This is a genomic window from Bacillus sp. PK3_68 (assembly GCF_003600835.1).
Classification (GTDB): domain Bacteria; phylum Bacillota; class Bacilli; order Bacillales; family Domibacillaceae; genus Pseudobacillus.
Window position 1 is genome coordinate 100,038 of sequence record NZ_NQYC01000002.1, and the last position, 22,663, is coordinate 122,700.

General features: G+C 38.3%; 19 protein-coding genes and 4 pseudogenes. 7 read left to right on the forward strand and 16 right to left on the reverse strand.

Annotated elements, in window-relative coordinates; genetic code table 11:
* Window positions 1–161: 161 nt before the first annotated feature.
* Entirely contained in the window at window positions 162–791 is a 630-nt protein-coding gene (locus CJ483_RS22705; RefSeq protein WP_120038388.1) for a homoserine/threonine efflux transporter, read from the reverse strand.
* 141 nt (window positions 792–932) lie between these two features.
* Between CJ483_RS22705 and CJ483_RS22710 the strand changes: the two genes are divergently transcribed.
* From CJ483_RS22710 to xerS, 5 genes are all read left to right on the forward strand, one after another.
* Window positions 933–1,760 carry a TrmB family transcriptional regulator gene (locus CJ483_RS22710; protein ID WP_120038390.1) on the forward strand — a complete coding sequence of 276 codons (828 nt, stop codon included), beginning with the start codon at window positions 933–935 and terminating at the stop codon, window positions 1,758–1,760.
* 664 nt (window positions 1,761–2,424) lie between these two features.
* The gene (locus tag CJ483_RS22715; RefSeq protein WP_120038391.1) at window positions 2,425–2,661 is read left to right on the forward strand and encodes a hypothetical protein; all 237 of its coding nucleotides are present in this window, start codon (window positions 2,425–2,427) and stop codon (window positions 2,659–2,661) included.
* Between the two features lie 196 nt (window positions 2,662–2,857).
* Window positions 2,858–3,268 (forward strand): type VII toxin-antitoxin system MntA family adenylyltransferase antitoxin, encoded by a 411-nt coding sequence (gene mntA, locus CJ483_RS22720; RefSeq protein ID WP_220702355.1) that lies wholly within the window; start codon window positions 2,858–2,860, stop codon window positions 3,266–3,268.
* Window positions 3,258–3,662: a type VII toxin-antitoxin system HepT family RNase toxin gene (hepT, locus tag CJ483_RS22725; RefSeq protein ID WP_120038395.1), complete on the forward strand. Its 405-nt coding sequence runs from the start codon at window positions 3,258–3,260 to the stop codon at window positions 3,660–3,662. Before mntA ends, hepT begins: the two co-directional genes overlap by 11 nt.
* A 97-nt stretch (window positions 3,663–3,759) precedes the next feature.
* Window positions 3,760–4,875 carry a tyrosine recombinase XerS gene (xerS, locus tag CJ483_RS22730; protein WP_120038397.1) on the forward strand — a complete coding sequence of 372 codons (1,116 nt, stop codon included), beginning with the start codon at window positions 3,760–3,762 and terminating at the stop codon, window positions 4,873–4,875.
* A gap of 420 nt (window positions 4,876–5,295) precedes the next feature.
* On the opposite strand, the gene CJ483_RS25315 is transcribed toward xerS, so the two are convergent.
* A complete protein-coding gene (locus CJ483_RS25315) occupies window positions 5,296–5,469 on the reverse strand; it encodes a GrpB family protein (RefSeq protein WP_259455844.1) in 174 nt (57 codons plus the stop codon).
* Between the two features lie 156 nt (window positions 5,470–5,625).
* Between CJ483_RS25315 and CJ483_RS22740 the strand changes: the two are divergent.
* Window positions 5,626–5,784: pseudogene (locus CJ483_RS22740) on the forward strand (IS3 family transposase); the annotation flags it as partial.
* A 61-nt stretch (window positions 5,785–5,845) separates the two neighbouring features.
* Here CJ483_RS22740 and CJ483_RS22745 read toward each other — a convergent pair.
* The 9 genes and pseudogenes from CJ483_RS22745 to CJ483_RS22780 all read right to left on the reverse strand — a co-directional run bounded on the left by CJ483_RS22745 (window position 5,846) and on the right by CJ483_RS22780 (window position 17,034).
* Window positions 5,846–7,135 (reverse strand): purine/pyrimidine permease, encoded by a 1,290-nt coding sequence (locus tag CJ483_RS22745; protein ID WP_120038401.1) that lies wholly within the window; start codon window positions 7,133–7,135, stop codon window positions 5,846–5,848.
* Between the two features lie 637 nt (window positions 7,136–7,772).
* On the reverse strand, window positions 7,773–8,993 hold the full coding sequence (locus CJ483_RS22750; RefSeq protein ID WP_120038403.1) for an amidohydrolase: 1,221 nt from the start codon (window positions 8,991–8,993) through the stop codon (window positions 7,773–7,775).
* 42 nt (window positions 8,994–9,035) lie between these two features.
* Window positions 9,036–10,265 carry an amidohydrolase family protein gene (locus CJ483_RS22755; RefSeq protein WP_120038405.1) on the reverse strand — a complete coding sequence of 410 codons (1,230 nt, stop codon included), beginning with the start codon at window positions 10,263–10,265 and terminating at the stop codon, window positions 9,036–9,038.
* Complete coding sequence (locus tag CJ483_RS22760) at window positions 10,262–11,683, reverse strand: APC family permease (RefSeq protein ID WP_120038407.1); 1,422 nt, start codon at window positions 11,681–11,683, stop codon at window positions 10,262–10,264. The genes CJ483_RS22755 and CJ483_RS22760 overlap by 4 nt, the downstream gene beginning before the upstream one ends.
* 46 nt (window positions 11,684–11,729) lie before the next feature.
* Window positions 11,730–12,419, reverse strand: a complete 690-nt coding sequence (locus tag CJ483_RS22765; protein ID WP_259455845.1) for a FadR/GntR family transcriptional regulator — start codon at window positions 12,417–12,419, stop codon at window positions 11,730–11,732.
* A gap of 1,751 nt (window positions 12,420–14,170) precedes the next feature.
* Window positions 14,171–15,196, reverse strand: coding sequence for a ketopantoate reductase family protein (locus CJ483_RS22770; protein ID WP_120038409.1), 1,026 nt, complete (start codon window positions 15,194–15,196; stop codon window positions 14,171–14,173).
* A 248-nt stretch (window positions 15,197–15,444) separates the two neighbouring features.
* Window positions 15,445–15,714: a 3-hydroxyacyl-CoA dehydrogenase family protein gene (locus CJ483_RS25320; RefSeq protein ID WP_259455865.1), complete on the reverse strand. Its 270-nt coding sequence runs from the start codon at window positions 15,712–15,714 to the stop codon at window positions 15,445–15,447.
* 48 nt (window positions 15,715–15,762) lie between these two features.
* Window positions 15,763–16,274, reverse strand: a pseudogene (locus CJ483_RS25325) (3-hydroxyacyl-CoA dehydrogenase NAD-binding domain-containing protein); the annotation flags it as partial.
* A 19-nt stretch (window positions 16,275–16,293) separates the two neighbouring features.
* Window positions 16,294–17,034: an acetoacetate decarboxylase gene (locus CJ483_RS22780; protein WP_120038411.1), complete on the reverse strand. Its 741-nt coding sequence runs from the start codon at window positions 17,032–17,034 to the stop codon at window positions 16,294–16,296.
* Window positions 17,035–17,207: 173 nt separating this feature from the next.
* On the opposite strand from CJ483_RS22780, the gene CJ483_RS22785 reads away from it, so the two are divergent.
* Window positions 17,208–18,095: a LysR family transcriptional regulator gene (locus tag CJ483_RS22785; protein ID WP_120038413.1), complete on the forward strand. Its 888-nt coding sequence runs from the start codon at window positions 17,208–17,210 to the stop codon at window positions 18,093–18,095.
* A gap of 194 nt (window positions 18,096–18,289) precedes the next feature.
* Here CJ483_RS22785 and CJ483_RS25895 read toward each other — a convergent pair.
* The 5 genes and pseudogenes from CJ483_RS25895 to CJ483_RS22810 form a co-directional block, all read right to left on the reverse strand.
* Window positions 18,290–20,034, reverse strand: a pseudogene (locus tag CJ483_RS25895) (TRAP transporter permease).
* Window positions 19,983–20,273 carry a hypothetical protein gene (locus CJ483_RS25340; RefSeq protein WP_259455846.1) on the reverse strand — a complete coding sequence of 97 codons (291 nt, stop codon included), beginning with the start codon at window positions 20,271–20,273 and terminating at the stop codon, window positions 19,983–19,985. The pseudogene CJ483_RS25895 and the gene CJ483_RS25340 overlap by 52 nt, the downstream one beginning before the upstream one ends.
* Window positions 20,260–20,664, reverse strand: a complete 405-nt coding sequence (locus CJ483_RS22795; RefSeq protein ID WP_120038415.1) for a DUF1850 domain-containing protein — start codon at window positions 20,662–20,664, stop codon at window positions 20,260–20,262. The genes CJ483_RS25340 and CJ483_RS22795 overlap by 14 nt, the downstream gene beginning before the upstream one ends.
* A gap of 160 nt (window positions 20,665–20,824) precedes the next feature.
* Complete coding sequence (locus tag CJ483_RS22805; RefSeq protein ID WP_120038419.1) at window positions 20,825–21,811, reverse strand: TAXI family TRAP transporter solute-binding subunit; 987 nt, start codon at window positions 21,809–21,811, stop codon at window positions 20,825–20,827.
* A 168-nt stretch (window positions 21,812–21,979) separates the two neighbouring features.
* Window positions 21,980–22,294: pseudogene (locus tag CJ483_RS22810) on the reverse strand (DDE-type integrase/transposase/recombinase); the annotation flags it as partial.
* Between the last annotated feature and the right edge of the window lie 369 nt (window positions 22,295–22,663).

Sequence of the window (22,663 nt, forward strand, 5' to 3'; positions counted from 1 at the left end):
TATCAAAAAATCTTCCAGAGTTGAATCATAAGTTAATAAACCGGTGTACAATACACATTTAAATGACTGTTAAATAACTCAGGCATGGATTTACTTGAATCCATGCCTGAGTTATTTACTTTCTGAATAGAGAGAATCAAGTTATGTGTTAGTCAATTGATTTAAATTCCTGTTTTTATGCCAAAACCTACTAAAATTAAGCCGGTTGATTTTTGGAATGCTTTCTGGAATTTGGAGTTGTTTAACCATTTTTTTGCGTAATCAATTAGATAAACAAGAAACAAAAACCATAATACAGCGAGTAGGGTTAGGATTAAGGCTAATACAATCAGTTGTTGGTTTACATTTTCGTTCAAATTAATAAATTGCGGCATAATTGTTATATACACTAAAACAGTCTTTGGATTAAGAATATTACTAAGTAACGCTTGCATAAAGGACTCTTTATTATGCCGATTTGAAAACTCCATAGGTGCATTGGCTTGAGCTTGAATTTCTTCTAAAGAGAATGCACTCTTAGCAAAAAAACTTTTAATACCTAAATAAATTAAGTAAGCAGCTCCTAAATATTTGATGGTATTAAAGAGAATCACAGATTTTGCAATGACGACAGATAATCCAAGAATAGCAATTAGCGTCCAAAAAGAAAGTCCTGTTGCCATCCCGAGAACCGTATAACGCCCAGCTTTTGGTCCATAGCGAAGCGTGTTTTTCACGAGGAGCATAGTATCTGCTCCTGGTATGATAACCATCATTGCAGCAATTGATATGTACGTTAGTAAGCTATCCATACTATTTCTCCCTCCCACTCTTAATAGTGACTACTTAAGTAACTACTTCTGAAAGTATATCAACTACTCATGGAAAAAATCAACAGATTTTGCTAAAATACCAGTTACAAAGGTAGCGACTAAGGTTGTGTTGGAGGGCGTATGAAAGAAAATATTTTAGAAATATTAAAAAATTTAAATTTTACCGAGTATGAAGGGAAAGCATATCTTACTTTGTTGGAAGAATCACCATTAACTGGCTATGCAGTAGCAAAAAATTCTGGCGTACCACGCTCAAGAATTTATGAAGTTCTGGACAGTCTTACCATGCGCGGAGACATTCTGGTTAGTCCTGGAAACACACCACAATATACACCTGTTCCTGCAAAGGAGCTAATTAAAAGTCGTCGAATGAAGGCAGAAGAGAATTTTGAAATGGCAGAAAAGTCACTAGCGGAGTTTGAACGTTCTGCAAATGACCGTGAAAACATCTGGAATATCACGGGACGCAATGAAATACTCGATAAGGTCAAAGCCTGTATAGTATCTGCCAAAAAAAGAATTCTCTTAGAAATTTGGAAAGAAGAATTTGAAGAATTGGAGTCTGAACTAAGACAGGCAGCAAAAAGAGGAGTTAATGTAACGGTTATTGCTTATGGGGAAATCGTCTCTGATTTTGCTAATGTTTACCACCATTATATGGGTCATGAAATTACAGAAGAGTACGGTGGACGATGGCTAGTTATTAGTGGAGATGATTCAGAAGTAGTAGCAGGTATTGTCTCACTGGAGAAAGATAGCCGGGCAGCCTGGACGATGCATGTAGGCTTAGTCATGCCCATTACAGAATTCATGATTCACGATTTGTATCTCATGGAAATTATGGAGAAACATAAAGATCTTTTAGAAGAAAGTTTTGGGAAAAACCTCGTCAATTTACGCCGCAAATTTTCTATCCATCCGGATTTTAAAAAACATTATGTAGACTAGATTTACGCTATTATCATTTGCTTTATACAACATAAGGCTTCATAGCAATTAATGCTTTTTCTCAAACTGACAGGTATTAGATAGAGTTCATAGGAGCGAGCAGTTCCAACAACCGTTAATCTTCAACAATCGATTACACTTGTTATACAAGACAGGTAGAAAATGAGCAAAATTTTAATAAAAATGGAAATAAGCCCGCTGGATAATAATCCACTTTTATCCATATCTTTCAAAATAAATTCTTTTTATTTATTGCAAGGTGCCGGCTTGTGAGGTATTTTGAATCACACTTTATTTCAAAGTAACAGTAAGTGATTAGCATTTCATTGGACTTATTGAACTTATGATTGAGGAAAATAAAATGATCTTTGTATTAGACTTTTGTGTCAACCGTTATAATTGTTTTTTATATACAAATAAGAGAAAAGGGGGTGGCACTCTTTTATAAACTGTTCGCCAAATTCTTATTTGACGAACAATTAAATAGAAAATGGGACGAGGGTGTGGTAAACTATCCCTGATGAAATCAAAATGCAAAATACGAACCAAACCTCCCATTATAATGAAACTTATTCCATGGTGAAACGTAGATAAACTAAACTTGATCACCAATCACAACGTGAATGATTAGCTGCTATCATTTCAATTTTAGGAGGTTTGGTTCATGAGAATGTCCAGCAAGTTCTTAATGAAATTAATGTTGGTAAGTGTTTATCTCGTTGGCGGTGCTGCTTTTTTTATTTTTCTATTAAACGACAGAGTATTAACAGCATCAAATCCTTTATATTGGTTGAGCGTCTCTGTATTTATGTATGGATGGGTTTGGTTGGCGCGTACATATTTGAGTAAACGAAAGAAAAAGGAATCGATAGCTGCCACGTCACATAAAGTTGTCTTTTAAACATGGATGTTGATGAAAATTCCTAAGATGATGGTAACCCTTAACTCGTTTTGTTGAGCATCATGAACAGTGATAGAATCTCTACGGACTCCATAACTAAGAGCAAACCGACCAGATTCCATTCCAGAGCTTACTTTGGTAATCATATAAAATAGCAGCAAGTATTTGTTAGGACAAAATTGACGGAGGTCTTTTAATATTGGATAAAAATATGGAGAGCATGATCGTAGAAACGCTAAATGAAGACGTATCTCCAGTTTTAATCTATTTATTCGGTTCAACGGCCAAAGGCATTACACATCAGGACAGCGACATTGATGTCGCCTTTCTCAGCAGTGAAGAGAAAATCGACCAATATGAACTCTTTTTGCTTGCTCAAAAGCTGGCAGCAAAGCTTAATCGGGATGTAGATTTGATTGATTTAGGCCAAGCGAGCACAGTTTTTAAAGCACAAATAGTTTCCACGGGCAAGGCGATTTATTGCGCAGACGAACAGAAGAAAGCTTATTGGGAGCTACACACCTTGAAAATGTATGCCAAGTTAAACGAAGAACGTTCTCCCATCCTGAAAAATATAGGCGAAAGTGGGTCTGTTTATGAAAAGTGATGTGGTTTTGAACAAAGCCAGTATGATTGAACGCTATATTAAGCGGATACATGAAGAGTACAACAATACGCCTAAAAATCTAGAGAACTGCACCAAGCAGGACTCGATTATTTTAAACCTCCAGCGGGCGTGCGAGGCCAGTATCGATCTCGCCATGCACATAGTGGCCGATAAAAAGCTCGGCTTGCCGCAAAATAGTCGGGATGCTTTCACGCTCTTGGAAGATCACGGGATTATTCCCTCCTCTCTCTCCTCCAAAATGAAAGCGATGGTGGGATTTAGGAATATAGCGATTCATGGTTATCGGGATATCAATCTGGACACCTTGCAAAAAATTCTTGAAAACCATTTAGTTGATTTCATGCAATTTACGAAAACCATTCTCTTATATTAATCAGTTTCGAATAATAAAATTATGTAAACTGTTCGCCAAAATTGTGTTTGGCGTACACTTGATTGTTTTTGAATAATAAACTATGGCGGTGATCATCATGCCTTCTTCATCAAGAGAATATCAGCAAGCCGAAATCCGGATAGAAGAACAATTAAAACAAATGCCTGATTATGTAAAAGAATATGTCCGGGCCAAAAAACGTGCTGGGCTCTCCTCTACCACTTTGCTGGAGTATCTTTACGATTATAAAAAGTTTTTTGAATGGCTCCGATTAGAAGGCATTGCTAGTGAGCCTGATAATGCCTCTATTCCCTACACGGTTTTGGAAAAACTTCGAAAAAAAGAGGTAGAATTTTTCATTGATTATTTAAGTGAAGAAAAAATAGAGGAACGACAAGGCGTATGGAAGACCCGTTCTGCTGCTCGCGTGACGCGGTATATACAAGCCCTTAAATCTTTGTTTAACTATTTGACAAAAGAAACGGAAGACGATGATGGAGAATGCTATTTTTACCGGAATGTGATGGCAAAAATTACGACGGCAAAAGATAAAGAAACAGCCAATCACAGAGCACGGCGTATCAACAGCGTAATCCTAAATACCGAAGAAATACAGAACTTCCTCTTTTTTATGAAAAATGAATATGAACATACCCTTTCCAAACGGCAAAAGTCCCTTTTTATCAGAGACAAGGAACGGGAGGTGGCGATGATCTCCTTAATGCTGGGCAGCGGTGCCCGAGTCAGCGAGATCGCGAGTCTCACCCTTTCGGATATCGATATACCAAAAAACCAGATAGATGTGATCCGAAAAGGAGGAAAAGCCGACTCAGTGAACGTCCTCCCTTCTTCTATGTCAGACCTGCAAGCGTATCTAAGCATACGAAAACAGCGGTATGGAGCGACGGACAGTGATATATATGTTTTTCTCTCTAAGTATAAGGGAAAAGCGCAGCCTATTACGGTGAGGGCAATACAGAAGAATCTTAAAAAATATACAGAGGCTTTCACCTATGGAAAAGCATTAAGCCCCCACAAGCTGCGCCATTCTTTCGCAAGCGAATGGCTTCGCAATGGAGGGAATCTCGTCCTGCTTCGAGATCAGCTTGGGCATAACTCTATTGAGACCACTTCCCTTTATACAAACCTTTCGGATAGAGACAGCCAGCAGTTTATGAACGAAATAGAAAAAAATCGAGGAAATGAGCAATGAGTTTTCTGCCTACAACCTAAACAGATTTTAATAAAAATGTTTTCTAGTGTGCGAGATGTTTTTGTTAATTGAAAGAAAAGTACTATCGTTAATTTTTTTGTAAAGTGCCTTATCTAGTTCCGTACACTTAAAAACAACCATGTGTAAAATTTATATTTTACACATGGTTGTTGGTGGTTTATAAAAAGATTGATCAAAACAGATTCTTAATATGTTTAACATAATCAATATTTATAAAAAAGTTTGATTAGAAATAAAATGCTCATTAGATTGGAGTATACTTGTTTTCAAATTCAGTTTTTGCCATTTTAGTGTATTTGTTAACAAGCTCTGTTTTGCTTCCGTATATCCATCTCCGTCATGTTCATTGTATAGCCTTTCATAAACATCATATGAGGTGCTGGCTTTTGTGGTTGCTTTTTAACAATATACTCCATTTTTCTCTAACACACTTACTAAAAACTTCAAATCGCAGTCTTCTGTTATTTCAAGCAATATATCTATCGTTGGCTTTGCTAATAACCAGTTAACAGAAGTACTTCCTATGTGATTTATTCGTTCAATATTTTGATTACCGATTATGTTGTTAAGCAATTTTTCTTTTTGTAAATACCAATCTTTTTATATTGGATTATGTTCTTTTAGTATAATCGGAAATAGTTCTCACAATTCTTCAATTGATGTTTTTGATAAACTTTTACCCACAATACAATCCCCGATTACTTAGTGAATCGTTTCACGCCTTACTAAATAAAGTCACAAACATTCTACCATGACGATCTTAGCCACACTATGACGGCCATCGTAGAGCACATCGTCAAAGAGTATATTCATTATTATCAGGATATCCGCATTCAACCCAAACTAAACAACCAATCCCCGACACAATATCACCAACTAGCTGCTTAAAGGTGTTTTGATCCCTGTCTCAAAAATGGGGGTCAGTCCCTATTCCGATACATTGTCTTTATTATTCTGGTGTTTTCCATAGTTGTTCAAGAAGGATAACAATTATAGTGCCAACAAGAAGGCCATTGCTAACGATATATTGCAGAACCGAGGGAAGATCTTCAAATATACCAGCAGGAAGAAACATTAAACCAATGCTTATTAATAAAGTGATTCCTAATATCGTTAACCGCCGCTGGTCTAGTTCTTCTTTCAGAATCGACTGAAAGGCAATTCCTATCATTTGGACAAACGATGCTAACAGCGCTGCACTGGCAACAGGACTCGGAAGCAGAGCTAAAAAATTGACGACCGCCGGTATGAGAGCTATGCCTGATAAAGATAAACTTGCTATAAGGAAGGGCTTTATTCTTTGTTGTCCTGTCAATTGAATAAAACCTGCAGATACAGGTAATGGAACTACTCCAATTGTAGAGACAAGAGCAGACATAAAATGTGAAAGTCCCCCTGCCCAACTCCCACGGTTAATCAGTTGTTTTTCAGCCTCTTTTGATTCAGGAAGAACTTGTTTGGCAGCCGCAATAGCCGCAACCGTATTAGACACTAGAATAAAGGTAAACAAAACAGACGTTGTCACCATTCCAGCATCTAGTTTTGGACTCCCCCACGCAAAAATTTCTGGCACTTTAATGAAGGAAGCTGACTTGGAAAAAGTAGTAGTTGTCTCACCAAGCAAGACAGCTAAAAGCCACCCCAGTAATATCCCGATTAACATAGCATAGCTCTTAATCCACCCTTTTCCTTTAATGGACAACAAAATGACAAGCGCGAATACTCCGAATGAGACTACTGCTATTCCATAGTTCGGGTGGGGAGCCACGCCTTGCAAAGCCATCATTCCTTTTAAAAAAACACCACTTAGCTGAAGAGCTAATATCAAAAGAAAAGAACCTGTAACTAAAGGAGTAAACAAAAATAGCAGCCGATTCACTAAACCGGTTACACCGAGAATGAAGAGAAGAAGGCCTGCAACAATTAGCCCTCCTTCTAAAAGTTGTAAGGTTTCTCTCATGTTTTGTCCTTGCTCGGTAGCAACACTTGCTAAAATGACAAATACACTAACCCATGAGCCTGCGGGTCCGTCAGCAATTGGATACCGATGGCCGAGCCATCCTTGTATAAAAGAACTAATGCCTACAACGAAAAAGGTTCGTTGCATTAGGGAGGAAATTTCCTCAATAGATAAATGAAATACGCCACCAATGACAATCGGTAACGCGACAGAATTAGCTAATAGAAAAATGAACCATTGAAATGTACTTAAGCTGCCATAAAAACGTTGTTTCTTCATATTATTTTCCCCTTCACTTTGAGCGATTCATTATAGACAAAAAACCTTTTTATAAATAATTATAAATTCGATATTTTGCTGCCTTGTATGGTATGTATTCTTTACTTTCTACAAACTATTCATTGTGCTTAAAGGTTCCCTGTAATACCATTCTTATAACCTTCTTTTAAACATTGATATGTATATTATTTTTTTCTCTGCTTCTCTATGCCATAACTAATATATCCGCGAAAGAGGATATATCCAAGTATAAAAGATAATAATGACAGGCAAAAGAAGTTGCCGTAACGGTTTTCTGCTTTCTAGTTTCGTGATTACAGAAATTAATAATTATGGTTGATACTATAGGTTTAAAGCTACTAAAGTTACTAAAAGAGAATTCAAGAATGTAACGGAAGGATATTGGCCAATAAATTACATATGGCTAGGCAGGCTGTGGGGAATCGTATTTGAAGGTTAAAGAGTATGGGCATAATATTGAACGATAGGCAACCACAACAAATAAAGCGAAGCTTAGACAGCCTATAACTGGAAAGATGGAGTCCTGAAACAATCACTTGTTTTAGGACTCCATCACGAGTCTTTATTGGAAACTTCATGCTTGCATAATCCAGTTTTCTCATTTGCTACTTAAGAATTAAATTGAACCCGATACAATCTTCCCTTTATATATCACAGCGTGACGTTTAGCCCTTCTTGCGACCGTTTCCGCTGAACAACTCGCTTCGACAAGTACCAGATTGGCATCTTCCCCCTCTAAAGGCCATACTCGTTGTTCCTGTTTATTTAACACTGCCTTCCCGCCCGTAATAACATGCAGCGTCTGTGCAAGGGATTTCTCATCAATCCAACCGAAACGCTCCGCCATTCTGCTAGCTCGTTCTAAAATGTCTCCATTGCCAAATGGGGCCCACGCATCATAAATATTATCTGATCCTGCAGCTACATTCACTCCTTTTGTCAGCAATAGATCAACTGGGGGCATCTTGCTGTCTATTGGCACACTTGTAATAATTGTTATTCCAGCCTCCGCCAGCATATCTGCTATTTCATTGGTTTCCTCTTTTGATATTTCTCCGAGGCAATAGGCATGACTAATAGCTACTCTCCCTTGCCATCCAGCTTCTTGCGTAAGTGAGATTAGGCGTTTTATTGTAAATGCTCCTAGGTGATCTGAATCATGTAAATGTAAATCAATATCGCTATTCGACTCAACTGCAAGCTCTACCATTGAATATAATGAGGCTTCAATATCTCTATCAATTCCTCCGGGATCTACACCACCAACCAGATTGGCCCCAAATTTCAATGCCTCTCTCATGATAGCCGTAGAATTAGAACGCAACAGCCCTTGCTGAGGAAATGCAACAATTTCATACGACAGTTTGTCAGAATAACTATTAAGTGCATTTAAAACGGATTCCAAGTTCTTTAAACCCACTTCTGGATCTACGTCTACATGTGTGCGTATGTGGGTGGCTCCTCCATCCAGTAAGCGCTGTAACATATTTTCAGCACGCTCTTCTGTCGTGAGAGACATGTTAGCCAGCATCTTTTTTTCAATGGCCAATCGCTCAACTATATTTTCCGACGGAGTGCATGCCCTCCATGTTTCTCCCAAAAATGTTTTATCCAAATGGCAGTGCTTCTCTACAAAGGAAGGGAGTGCTAGTAAGTGATTGGCATTATATATGGGCAAACTAGATTCTAACAGAATATCAGCAGAAATTATCTTCGCAATCTTCCCCTCTTCAATAAATAAATGATAAGAAGCACTCTTAGTTCCAATCGCCCTGTCGCCTTCATACTCATATCCTTCTTGTAAACAAACATTCTGTATCCAATACGCTTTATTCATTATTCCCATCCCTCACATTTTCTTATATCTATTTAGTGTGAACTAAGATAAGCTTCCTGCAACAATTTTTCCTTTAAACATGGTTGCTTGGCGCTTCACTCTTCTTGCGACCGCTTCAGCTGAACAACTTGCCTCGACAAAAACAGCATCGGCCTGATCACCTACTAGCGGCCATATACGCTTTCCATTTGAATCAAGCGGTGTTTTTCCACCAGTAATAAACGAAAGCGCCTTAGCCAACGATTGCTCGTCAATCCAGGAAAAGCGTTCTGCCATTAAACTTGCCTTGTAAAGCATATCTCCTGTACCAAATGGGTCCCAGTGATCAGTAATACTATCCGTTGCCAGCGAGACGGTTACCCCTTTTTGGTGAAGAAAAGGAATAGGAGGTGTAGAGAAATCGTACTCAATGGGAACAGTAGAAGCGATAGATATTCCCGCTTTGGCTAATAATTCAGCCGTTTCCCCAGCCTCTTCTAAAGAGACATCTCCAAGACCGAAAGCATGGCCGATTGATACTCTTCCTTGCCAGCCTGTTTTCTCTGTAAGCGCAGCTAGCCGTTTCATTGTAAAAGTTCCCAAGTGTCCTTTGTCATGTAGATGAAGGTCAATGCCGGCATCAGCTTCAATTGCAAGCTCAAACATTGCTCTCAAGGATGTCTCAATATCTTCATCCACAGTTGCAGGGTCTACTCCTCCAACATGCGTTGCTCCTCTTTGCAATGCTTCTCTTACTAAGTTGATTGATTTACTGCGCAACAAGCCGTGCTGAGGAAACGCAACAAGTTCATATGTAAGCTTGTCACGATAAGATTCTAATGCTTGCGAGATAGCCTCAAAATTCTCCAGCCCAATAGTGGGGTCTACATTGCATTGAGCACGTATATGTGTTGTCCCGTTTTGTAAAAGAAGGTCCATTATTTTTTCCGCTCTCTCCTTAGTAACAGGAAGCAAATGAGGAAGCATTTCCTTCTCCTCTTCTATTCGCCCAAAGATATTAACAAATGGAGTAGGAGCTTTCCAGGGACCACCATAATATGTTTTATCTAAATGAATATGCATGTCTTGAAATGAAGGAAGCATAAGCAAACCCTTTGCATCCTGCTTTGGTAAATCTCCAGTTAATGGTTTAGTAGCTATAATAATTTCCTTTATTGTCCCCTGGTCAATGCGGATATGACATGACTCTGTATTAGTTTCTGCTACAACATTGTTTTTGTAGAGAAGGCTGCTTTCAAGCAGAACATTTGTTAACCAATAAGTTGTGCTCATATTTCTTTTCCTCTCTTTTCAATAGGTTGATTTGAGTAATAGTCTAATCCCGAGGGAAGCTTCTTAAAAAAGTTAGTGCTTAATATAAGATAAGTTAAACCAATGCCTAACCAAATTAGGCCCGCAGTCTTTGCATGGATATCTAATTTGTACAAAAAGAAAAATATCGTTAATGCCCCAATAAAGGGAAATATGAGATGTCGAATAAAGTTTACACCCCTACGTTCTTTCTGTTTAAAATAGTAGTAAAAGATAACTGAGAGATTTACAAACAAACATCCGAAAAGTGCTCCAAAATTTACTAGAGAAATAGCTGTTGTTAAATTGAGAAACAATGCACTTAAACTGATAATTCCAATAAATAGAATGTTATTAGTCGGAGTTAATGTTTTTGGATTAATATAGCCAAAAAACTTCTTTGGCAGCACGCCGTCTCTCCCCATTTTATATAGCATCCGCGAACAAGCTGTCTGCCCTGCTAATGGTCCAGCTATAGCCCCTATTACTGTAAAGAAAGGATAAATCACGGCCAGTACCCCTAACCCTATTTTCTTAAAGAGTTCAAGCGACCCTGTTTCAACATCTTTGAATTCACTCCAACCCGTTGGCCAGGCTAACATCATTAAGTAGGAAACAGAAACGAACATGATTCCTACCCCGGCACAAATAATTAAAGCTGCTCTTGCAACATTAACTTTTGGATTAATTGCTTCTTCAGCAACAGTAGTTACGGCATCAAAACCAAAATAGGACAATACAAGAATAGATGCCCCTGTAAAAATTACATTCCAACCTGCTTCAGGTTTAGAGATTTCGTTAAGGTTTAAAAACGCATCTAAATTTAAAAACGTTCCCGCTCCTCCACCGCTTGCAATATATTTACATATAAAAAGTACAACAATCACCACGATGGAAAGCTGAATAATAACAATCGTATTGTTTACCCATGCAGTTACATTAATCCCAATATAACTAACTGATGTTACCAAAACGGTAAGACCAACAATCCATACCCATTTTGGTATGTTAGGAAAAAGTGCCTCCAGGTAGTTTGCTGCAAACGAATAAGATAACATTGGAACAAGAAGATAATCCATCATCACAGTCCATCCTGTTAAAAATCCCATATACGGATTCATTGCTCGTTGAACATAAGTATAAGCAGAACCAGAAGTAGGAAAAGCAGAAGACATGCGGCCATAACTATATGCTGTAAATATCATAGCTAATGCAGTTAAAGCATGAGTTAAAGAAAACATCCCATGAGTCATATTAGAAACAATTCCATACATATCAAAAATAGTAGTAGGAATTAAGAAAGCTAATCCGTAAAAGATAAGCGAAGGAAGTCCAAGAACTCGTTTAAATTCCTCTTTGGATTGTAGCTTTCCATGATTAACTGTATGTTCACCGTTCATATCCCATCTATCCCCCTTAATAATTTACCTAACTCAATAATAGAATCTATCTATGATCAAGCTCTTTTAACATTTCTTGATAGCTTCTTTGAACATCTTCAATATGTTCCCTCATCAGTTTAGAGCACTTTTCCGCCTCTCCTTTTTTAATGGCTCTTAGAATTTGCTGGTGATAATAAAGAGCATTTTCTACATCATCATAGACAGCCATTTCAATCCGGATTTTTTTGAAAAATTCAGAGATTGAGTTATAGACTTGGATAATTACATCATTGTTTATTGAGCGAGCTAACGTCCCGTGAAATACAAGGTCAGGCACAATAATAGACGATTGCATTTTAATACATACTTCTAAGTCAACAAGTGATTTTTCAAGAATGTGTATCTCATGCGTCTGAATTCTTTTTGCAGCCAAATAGGCGATTTCAACCTCTATTACTTTACGGAATTCCAGTAAATCAAGTGAGTTGCTAATATCCATTGGCATCATGAAGGATTTTGGAATCTCTATATCTTCTATGAATGGATTCTTCTTTACAAAAGCCCCCTTCCCTATTCTTTTTTCAATAATTCCTTTCTCAGATAACGCCTGCAAGGCTTCTCTGACAGAAGCCCTACTTACTTCTAACAATTTGGCAAGCTCTCGTTCGGAATGAAGTTGTTCTCCAGGCTGAAGGTTTTTCTTATGGATAAAATCACATATAAATTTTTGTACAGTCTCACTTACAATTGCCACAAAAATCCTCCTTAATTCATCATAGAGTCCAGACCGGTCAGACCAGTCAGACCAGTTTCCTCAAAAATTATACTAACTATATAAAAACTCTAACTTTTCACCCCCCTCTTTCTTCTAAATCGGTAATATTTTTTGATTTTTCGGTTTCTTATTTGCAAATGTCATGCCAATTTTTATTGATTAGTTTCCGTCAACTAGGAAAAAGCGTTATAAAAAGAAACCAAACGGCGAACATGTACCCATATTGAGTATGCTAGGAACATAATGAGCACGCCCTTTCATTGAAGAATTGACAGACATCGACAGAAAATCTTTTTCCTACTTATGAGTTAGCCCAGGGAGCGTTATCAAGAAAGCTGATATTGGTTAAAAATTGCTAAAGATCTAGTCAACACACCAAAGGCCATTCCACAGGCGTTGTTATTAAATCTGCTATGAACGCTGAGTGCTATTTAAAACTAAACAGTAAAAATTAATTGTTCCTGTGCCCCTATATGCACAGTTTCTTGAAACAGTCTATATTTCTTGCAATAAAATAATTTCCAAAAATTTTTCTCAAGTTTTTTCTTTATTCAACTCAACAGGCTCTAGTTATTAATAAAATGGTTAGGATTGATATGCATTTAAGAATAAAAAATTCAAAGAAGCATAATTTATATCTAATTTTTAAAGAGAAGTGTTACAAATCAGCAAGTGTTAATTTGTTTTGCTTTCTTATAAAATTGACCGCTGTACAAACGACAATTTTATCAAACCAACTTTTTATTGAACTCATTTCTTGAACGGCTTCCAGAGACGTCAGCGCCTTTTTTATCGATTCTTGAACTATCTTCTTGTTTTTTTACATAACTAAACGCTAAGCGGCAAATATCCTCTTTATGATCAGTAATAGTGAAAAGCGCAGCCTATTACCGTGAGGGCAATACAGAAGAATCTTAAGAAATATACAGAGGCTTTCACCTATGGAAAAGTATTACCCCCCACAAGCTGCGCCATTCTTTCGCAAGTGAATGACCTCGCAATGGAGGGAATCTCGTCCTGCTTCGTGATCAACTTGGCCATAGCTCTATTAAGGTCATTTCCCTCTATACGAACCTTTCGGATAGAGAGCCAGTAGTTTATGAACGAGATGAAAAAAAATGGAGGTAGGGATTAATAAGTTTTCTCCCGATCATTTAAAAAGGGGTTAGTAAAATGAATTGATGATGAATCACTGTTTCAGGTAATTTAAAAGAGAAATACGTTTTTTCAAAAAACGTATTTTTCAGTTTAATAGTAGAGCTAATTATTCATAAACAATAATTAGTTCTAACTGCTTGGTTTTTATGTTGTTTCTATTTGAATTATACATAATTTGTATTATTAAAATGTTGATTTTTTTATTTAAATTTCTTCCCTTTGTTTTTCAGGCTGTTTCAATTTTAATAAGATGCATCACTTCTATTCCTAAAATAATAGCTTCAACTGTACAAAAAGATCTCAACCCTAACATCGAATAGGGATGGATAATTATTTCAATAACAGAAAAAACTTCTACACCCCTTCATTTTTAGCCCCTCTTCCATATAACCTCTATACCCTCACGCTTAGTAATCTTTAGAAAAAGTTTGATGATTTTTGTGATCGTTAGGCCATTAAAGCGCCCAGTTTGTTAATAGTCTTCACTTATCAACAGCAATTAGCTAAGTTAGAATAAGGAAAAGGGGTGTTGCCCTATGATGGTCAACACCCCTCTTAATAAAAAACATTTTCTATTTATTTAGTTCTTCAAAAAACTTAATGTTTGTTTCAAAATTCGAAACTGATTGGGTTTCTTCCGCTTGTTTTACTAATTTTACAACCATATCATTATAAGGTGTTAAAATTCCTTTGTCTGCTGCCAGCCGCGGAACGACCCCATTTATATAATCAATTTCAGTCTTACGTTTCTTTTCCAGATCCTGCAGCATGCTTGCTTTTAACAGTCTGGAAGATTCCATGAATTTTCGAAGTGTTTGGACACGCTCAGGAATATCTTTTTCGCTTTTTATTTCTAATGATGCAATATCAAAGGTATTCATTTTAGCAAATTTCACACCGTTTACATGTCCTACTTTGATCGTTTCATCAGCAATATGCGCAGCACTTACAATACTGACTTCATGATCAAGTACCCCTCCAAACTCCTTGTTTAGTGCAGCTGATAAACCGCTAAATGCATTGTTAATCAATAATTTTGACCATTTTGTCCCAACCAGGTTATTAGAAATATGGGTACCCCCCACAAGATCCAAAATGGATTTAATCTGCTGAATTCTTTCCGTTGTTTCACCGTTTAGTTCTCCAATTTGGAAAGCATACTCTTTAAAATGAGTAAATTCTGTTGTAAGTTTTGATACCCCCGGCTCCATAAACGTCGCACCGAATTCAACAGACCCAGCAATTACTCGTTCTCGGCCAACAATGGAAGCCACCTTTTCTTCAGGTATGCCGTTTTGTAAGGAGAGGACTACACTTTGTTCACCTAAAAATGGCAGCAAGTTTTTTAGTACAGAATCGTTAAATAATTGCTTTGTTAAAAGCAAGACTAAATCATAGGTTCCTGACATGTCATCAGGGGTAATAGCTTTCACCTTTGCTTGAAAATCTGTTGTGCCGATTATTTTTGCCCCTGTCTGATTTAAGGCGTCAACATGTGCTTGATAGACATCAATCAACTCTACATCTTGTCCGCCGGCAGCAATATATGCACCAGCGATGGTTCCTAAAGAACCTGCTCCTAATACGGCAATTCTCATTCGAATTTCCCCCTACCTTTTCATACTCATTATAAACATCGATTCATCATCAGCTTTTTTGATTTGCTTTTGTTACTGTTTGATCAGTCTCATGAAATATTCCTATCTTTATCGGGATTAATGTTGATTGTTCATTACATGGAGAACCGATATTTGCTTTTGATCACGTTTGTTTTCCAATTCCTCAATCTGTACTTTTCCGTAAGAATTCATTGCCTCATTTGATAATTTTTGAACGGTGGATTCGTCTAGGGTTGGATTTCCAAGGTTTTTCCATCCTGATTGTAAATTAGGACCAAGATGTTTAAGAAATGCCGGGAGTCCCCCTTTCCCCCTCCAAGATGGAATGTGAGGAACGGACCGCCAACTGCCCATCGTAAACCGATGGAATTTGTTACGATTCGATCCAAATCTTTCATTGAAACGACTTCTTCAAGAACTAGATGGATCGCTTCTCGAAAGAGGGCGGATTGCAATCGATTAGCAACAAAACCGGGGATTTCTTTTTTTAATACCATGGGCTCTTTTCCTAATGATTTATAGAAAGCAATGGCATCATTAACGGCTTGAACTTCTGTATGTTCTCCTGGTACCACTTCAACGAGCGGAACGAGATGCGGGGGTTAAATGGATGTCCGATTAAAAGCCGACCCGGATTCTTCATTCCTTTTGCTATTTCGCTTGAAGGGATTCCGGAAGTGGAGGACAGCAAAAGCGTTTCTTTAGTTACTGCTTTTTCAATTTTAGAAAACAATTCCTGTTTGAATTCAACTCGTTCTGGTCCATTTTCTTGGACAACAGCCGAGCCTTGAAGCGAACGTTCCAGATCCTGCTCTATTTCTAAATGATCCGTTAGATTTTCAGTTGGCAGTCCAAGAGCTTTTAACGTAGGCTTGATTTGTTCAATCCCATTAAGAACTACTTCTTTTAAGTCAGGACGAGGATCATTCACACGCACTGTCAATCCATAGGCTAAAAACAAGGCGGTCCAGGAAATCCCTATTGTGCCAGCTCCAATAACGGTTACTGGATTAAATCGTTGCAATTCTTCAGAGAGCGTTATCTTTGAATTGGACATGTATGGTTTACCTTCCTTTCTACTTTTCAGCTAAATAATCATATATAACAGTTGGAGAGGGCAATGAAAGCTCTGTTAGAATATGAGAAGCCGATACGACCTCAAGTACAGGCAAATCCGCCATTGGTGCCAACGCATGTGCGAACAGCTCCAGCCTTGCAGGTCCTGACCAAGCACCAAGTATTTTAATATCCGTAATTTGGCTCCGGACCAATTCGCAAATTCTTGGATAGCCATCATATCCTGGCATTTTTTTTAACATATAATTCGGTCTAACGATTTCTTTAAGCGCCTCCGAATGATCAAGCGGAAAATGCTTATACCCCATTGTAGCTGTGGCCACCCGCAAAGTACTATAATCCAAGGTTCCGACTAAGGTGTCGGAATCAACATATAAACTAGGCTTGCCTAACTTTTTAGGATACGCTGCTATTTCTCTGCCGGAAGCGATGGCAGGAAAGCTATCTACATACATGGCATGAAGATAATCGCCTTCTTCCCCTTCAAAGCTTACAGGGATGACCTGCCCACACTCTGTATAGGATCCTAGCCCTGTAACATCCGGCATTTTCATAATTTCAAATCTGACAAGTGGATCTTTAACCTCCAATGGCTCCGGAACTATTTTTTTCAATCTTTCAAGATCGGTCCTATACAAAATATTTAAGTATTCACGATTATAAAAGCGGTATGGACCTAAAGGAAACGCCCCCGCATCCAAAGGAGTTGTAAACTGCTTAACTACTTCATCCTTTCTCACTTAAATGACACCTTCCTTTTTTAATCAGGTTCTTAAAAAAATTTTCATGTTTATCTTGCCCTCTTGTACTTTTTCTACATCCATAATTTTATATCGGATTTCATATTTAATCTAATACATGTTAATGTATAAATATATTTATTGTAATAAATTATAGGGGTGTAAAAAAATAGATGGAGCTGCTTCAATTGAAATACTTTCAGACGGTTGCTTATACAGAGCATATTTCTAAGGCTGCCCAACAACTAAATATTGCTCAGCCTTCATTAAGCCTCACAATTAAGAGACTTGAGGATGAATTGGGAACAAAGTTATTTGATAGGAAAGGAAGAAATATTGAATTGAGTTCTTCTGGAAAAATTCTTTTGAAACATGTGAACAAGATTTTTACCGAAATTGAAAATGCAAGAACGGAGATTCAAGCGAAAGATCAGGAAAATGCACGCACCATTAAAATATCGATTTCCAATCCCAGATTCCTCACAGGGCTGATCAGTGAATACATTACCCAATATCCGGAAATAAAAATACAACAGGGAATTGGAGTGAGAAGTGGAATACTGGAAAGCTTAAAGAAGGGGGAGATTGATTTAGGTATAGCAGGTCCACCTATAGTGGATGAAGAGATAAAAAGCTGTGTATTGTTAGATGAGGACATTGTCCTGGTATTGCCCTCCACCCACAGGTTGGCAGGCCATTCAGAAATCTCTTTAAAAGATGTTGCCAATGAACCTTTTATTTCTCTGGCTGGTAATGAGGAATACAGTAAATTTACAAACGAACTTTGTGAAAAAGAGGGATTCACTCCCAAAAATAATTTTGAGGTAGATTCTAATCTATTAGCAGAAATCATTAAGTTAGATCAAGGTGTAGCATTCCTTCCTATTTCAGTGTGCAGAAAACACCATTTACATTACGTAAAAATTGCAGATATTGCCCCGACCTATACAGTCGGACTGTCTTGGGTAAAAGATGGGTTGTTATCTCCTTCAGTAAAAGATTTCCGGGACTTTATTATTTCCTATTTTAAAGATAACTACCAAATGTTCAAAGTTCCCTAAACGCTTTCAATATTACTAAGGCAACAACCTGGTCCGTTTGTTCAATAAAATGATTATATTTTTTAACAAATTTATTATCTCTATGCACAGGAAACCTTTGAAAGTTGGGTTTCCTTTAAATTTATCCAGTTATCAATATTAGATTTTAACAGAGCCAAAAAAGCCCAAAGGCCGCGGCCTTTGGGCATCATTCGTTACATGGATGGCGAAGATGGCACCTGTGTATTGTCTTTTTTCAATAGCCAGTATTGGCTGCCGAGCATAAGAACAAACGCAACAAGACCAATCGCACTATAGATTCCTTCAGGGTAGATCAAAAGGAATCCAATGATCACCGCAACTGCTCTTTCTAAAAAGTTAAGCCTTCTCATCCAGTAGCCGATCATTCCTGCACCGATTGCAATCATGCCGACGAAGGCAGTGGAAATGACCCAAAGTGCTTCTATCCACGTCGTATCAATCAGCATCAACTGTGGAGAGATGACAAAGATATAAGGAATGATAAAAGCCGCTATAGCAAGCTTTGATGAGATGATTCCTGTCCGTACCGGTTCACCGCCAGACACCCCAGCTGCTGCAAAGGCCGCGAGTGCTACAGGAGGCGTGATATCGGCAATGATTCCGAAATAAAAAACAAACATGTGAGCCGAGAGAGCCGGTACACCAAACAACAGAATAGCCGGAGCTGCGATTGTGGACGTAATGACATAGTTCGCTGTGGTAGGCGATCCCATGCCTAATATAAGTGATGCGATCATGGTTAAGATCAGGGTAGGTATCAAATATCCACCCGAAAGCTCAAGCAAACCATTTGCCATCTTAAGTCCAACACCTGTTACCGTAACAACGCCAACAATCATTCCGGCAGCCGCTGTAGCCGCTGCTACACCAAGAGCTGTTCGAGCACCATCTGCCAGCGCTTCAATAAAGAGCTTCGGACCCATTCTTGTCTGCTTATTGAACATTCCGACTGCAATCGCACTGACGATCGACCATAACGCCGCCTTCGTTACACTCATTCCGCTCATTAAGAGGATAATAACGGCCAAGATTGGAATAAGCAGGTAGAGTTGTTTAATAACCCTTTTCGTTTCTGGCATCTCTTCCCGGGACAGTCCTCTGAGCCCGATTCGTTTCGCTTCAAAATGGGTCATAATCCAAATCCCTGCAAAATAGAGGATAGCCGGAATGGCAGCAGCCTTTGCAATATCCCAATAGGTGATCCCGCCTCCAATAAATTCAACCATCAAGAACGCAGCAGCCCCATAACAGGCGGCATAATCTGTCCTCCGGTAGAAGAGGCAGCCTCAACCGCTCCAGCAAAGTTCTTGTTATAACCTAACCGCTTCATCATCGGAATGGTAAAAGCACCCGAAGTTACTACATTTGCAACCGAGCTTCCACTGATCGTTCCCTGCAGGGCACTTGAAAAAATGGCTACTTTGGCAGGTCCCCCCACTCTTCGGCCCGCAATAACAATTGATAGATCATTAAAATATTCTCCTACTCCTGTTTTTACAAGAAATGCCCCAAACAAAAGAAATAAGAAGATGTACGTTGAGGAAACCGCGAGCGGCGTTCCCAGTATTCCTTCTGTCGTAAAAAACATCGTTCTAACGATACGTTCAATCGTCAAACCTCTATGCTCTAAAAACCCTGGCATATATGGCCCAAAATAAGCGTAAAGCAGGAATAAACCCGCAATAACCGTAATAGGAAGCCCGACGACACGTCTTGTTGCTTCTAAAACAAGTACAATCGCGATGGCTCCTATCAGAAAATCCTGTGTTGTAAGCTTTCCCACCCTCATAACAAGATCATCCATAAATAAGTACCAGTACGAACCGACAGCTAGAGATAATAAGGCCAGGAGCATGTCATACCAAGCTACTTGAAACCGTTGCTTTTTTTCTCTTTTCTTTTTGATGCAGGAAATAATAAAAAGATCAGTGTAAGTGCAAAACCTAAATGGATCGTTCGCTGCAGCTGTGCTGGCAAAACGCCAAATATAGCTGTATAAAGCTGAAATAAAGAAAAGGCAACAAGCCCGATAAGCGTAACCCAGTACAGGACTCCTTTTAATTTTCGAAAGCCTGCTTCTGGATCGTATTTCTCCATTAACTCTTGTACGGTATCATCTGAAATTTGATCGCCCTGCAGATGTTTATTGTTTTCCAAGCCTTTTCCCTCCAATCATCCATTGCCACATACTCCATTTTTTTGTTTCTATCCTTACCCATGATCCTTTATCACTGAAGCTGGAAAAAGGATATTCTTCTCCATCAATGATCAATCTATGATCTGCAACTACTTGTCCCACCCGAATATCAAGAGAAGAAAAGGTCCTATTCATGTTCGCTAAAATATAAGTTCCATTCTTTTGGGTGAATGTCTCATTTTCGCTTGGTCCTGAAGGCATCCCTACTCCAAATTCCTCAAACCTTATTTCCGTCTGTACAATCTCCCCATTTTTATTGGTCAGATAGGTCTCGAGAACAGGCGTCCTATGGATAGAGTGTATATACTTTATACTGAATTTTTCACCTGGCTTATTCAGAAAAAAACTAATGGTCTGCCGGACTCACCCTCTTCTGCAACGACGGCAGAAAAGAACGGATACGAGACGGCAATAACAATAACAAGAACAGTTACAATGATTAATATTGCTATTATTCTCTTCATAAGAACACATGGACTAAAGAAAAATCTTCAGTCCATGCTTTCACCTCTTATTTTAGAATTTCTTTTTCTTCAAAATACTTTTTAGCTCCTGGGTGGAGGTCAATTCCCATACCTTCTACAGCCTTCTCAGCAGAAATCAGTTCTCCTTTTGCGTGGCTGATCTTATCTACATTTTCAAAGATAGCTTTCGTAATCTGATAGACAGCCTCCTCATCCATGTCTTTACGGACAGTCAGCATGGATAATACAGCTACTGTTTTGACATCAGCTTCTAATTTGTAAGTTCCGCTTTTCACTGTATCCTCAATGTAATAAGGATGAGTATCAATCAACTCTTTAATCTTATCATCTGCAATCGGAACGACCGTTACAGGATTTGTTGCAGATAATGCATCCACAGCGCCGGTCGGTGTTCCTGCCGTAATGAATGCCGCTTGAATGTTTCCGTCTTGAATTCCTTCAGTCGATTCATCGAATGAAAGGTGCTGCGCATTAATGTCTTCCATCGTGATGCCGTGGACTTTTAGGATCTGCTCTGCGTTTGCGAAGGTTCCGCTTCCAGGAGCTCCTACTGAAACTTTCTTTCCTTTTAAATCTTCAACGCTTTTAATGCCGCTGTCTTTTAGCGTGACAATCTGAACTGTTTCAGGATACAACGTACCAATACCCGTAACCTGATCAACTTTCTCTTTAAACATTTCTTTGCCTTCTACCGCATAGCTCGCAATATCTGTTTGTGTAAAGGCAATATCTGCATCACCGTCTTGAAGAAGCTGCATGTTTTCTACAGATGCTCCTGATGACTGTGAGTTCGCTTCAACGTCCAGCTCTTTACCGATAATTTTCGCCATCTCACCGCCAAGTGGATAATATGTACCTCCTGTACCACCAGTTACAATGCTGATTCGGTCAAGATTCAAAGCAGGACTTTCCCCTGATTCCTTTTTCTCAGACGGTGTGTCAATTTTTTGTCCGCATGCAGCAAGTGAAAATGCCAACAGTAAAACAAATAATAAAGTGAGCCCCTTTTTCATGCTTTCCCTCCTAGTGAAATTAATTATTTTCTATTTCAATAGTTTAGCATAAAACTCTTAAAAGTTTCCTAATAATTTAAATATTCAGATTACATATTTGTGCTAAATGTAGATGCGGAATAAGTATTAATTAAAAACGGTTCTGGTGCAAATACTTGAAGAATATATAAAAAAGCGCCTGACTGCTTGTTTTCCTCTTAATTCGCTTAGACGAAAATGAATGGTATTTCCTTCTGAATCAACAGCACGATACAGATACATCCATTGCCCTCTAACTTCCACATCGGTTTCATCTACTCTTCAGGAGTCGTGAGTTGACTTTAGATGACGCCGTACTCTTTCATCTAATCCATATCCATATTGATAAAATCAGCGTATGATAGTTGCATGAGCCATGGATAAGCTTCGTTCCTCCATCCATTCCACCAAATCACAAAAACTGAATCCGTACTGAAAATACCATCTAACCGTTAATAAAATAATATCAGGCTGCTATTATTTCCACTTGAATTCTACTGGTTCTATCACACCGATACACACGTCCTTCTTAATTTAGTAGGATCCATATGTTCTAGATTTAGAGATTATTTCAAGTTAGCTGAAGTCTTTGCACCAGAACCAACTTATGGGCACTATTGTCACTAACCATACTTGCCCAGTTATCTGCGACTGCGAAATATCCGTTGATACTTCTCCCCTTCTTTTTTGAAAATCGAACAGATTTATTACCAATCATTCAAGCTCTTCTATTTAAAATTATTCAAATTTTCTAAAAATATGTTGACGGAATTTATCAGAGAAAGATAAAATTTGTTTATATACAAAAATATGTTTCATATACAAAACAAATCA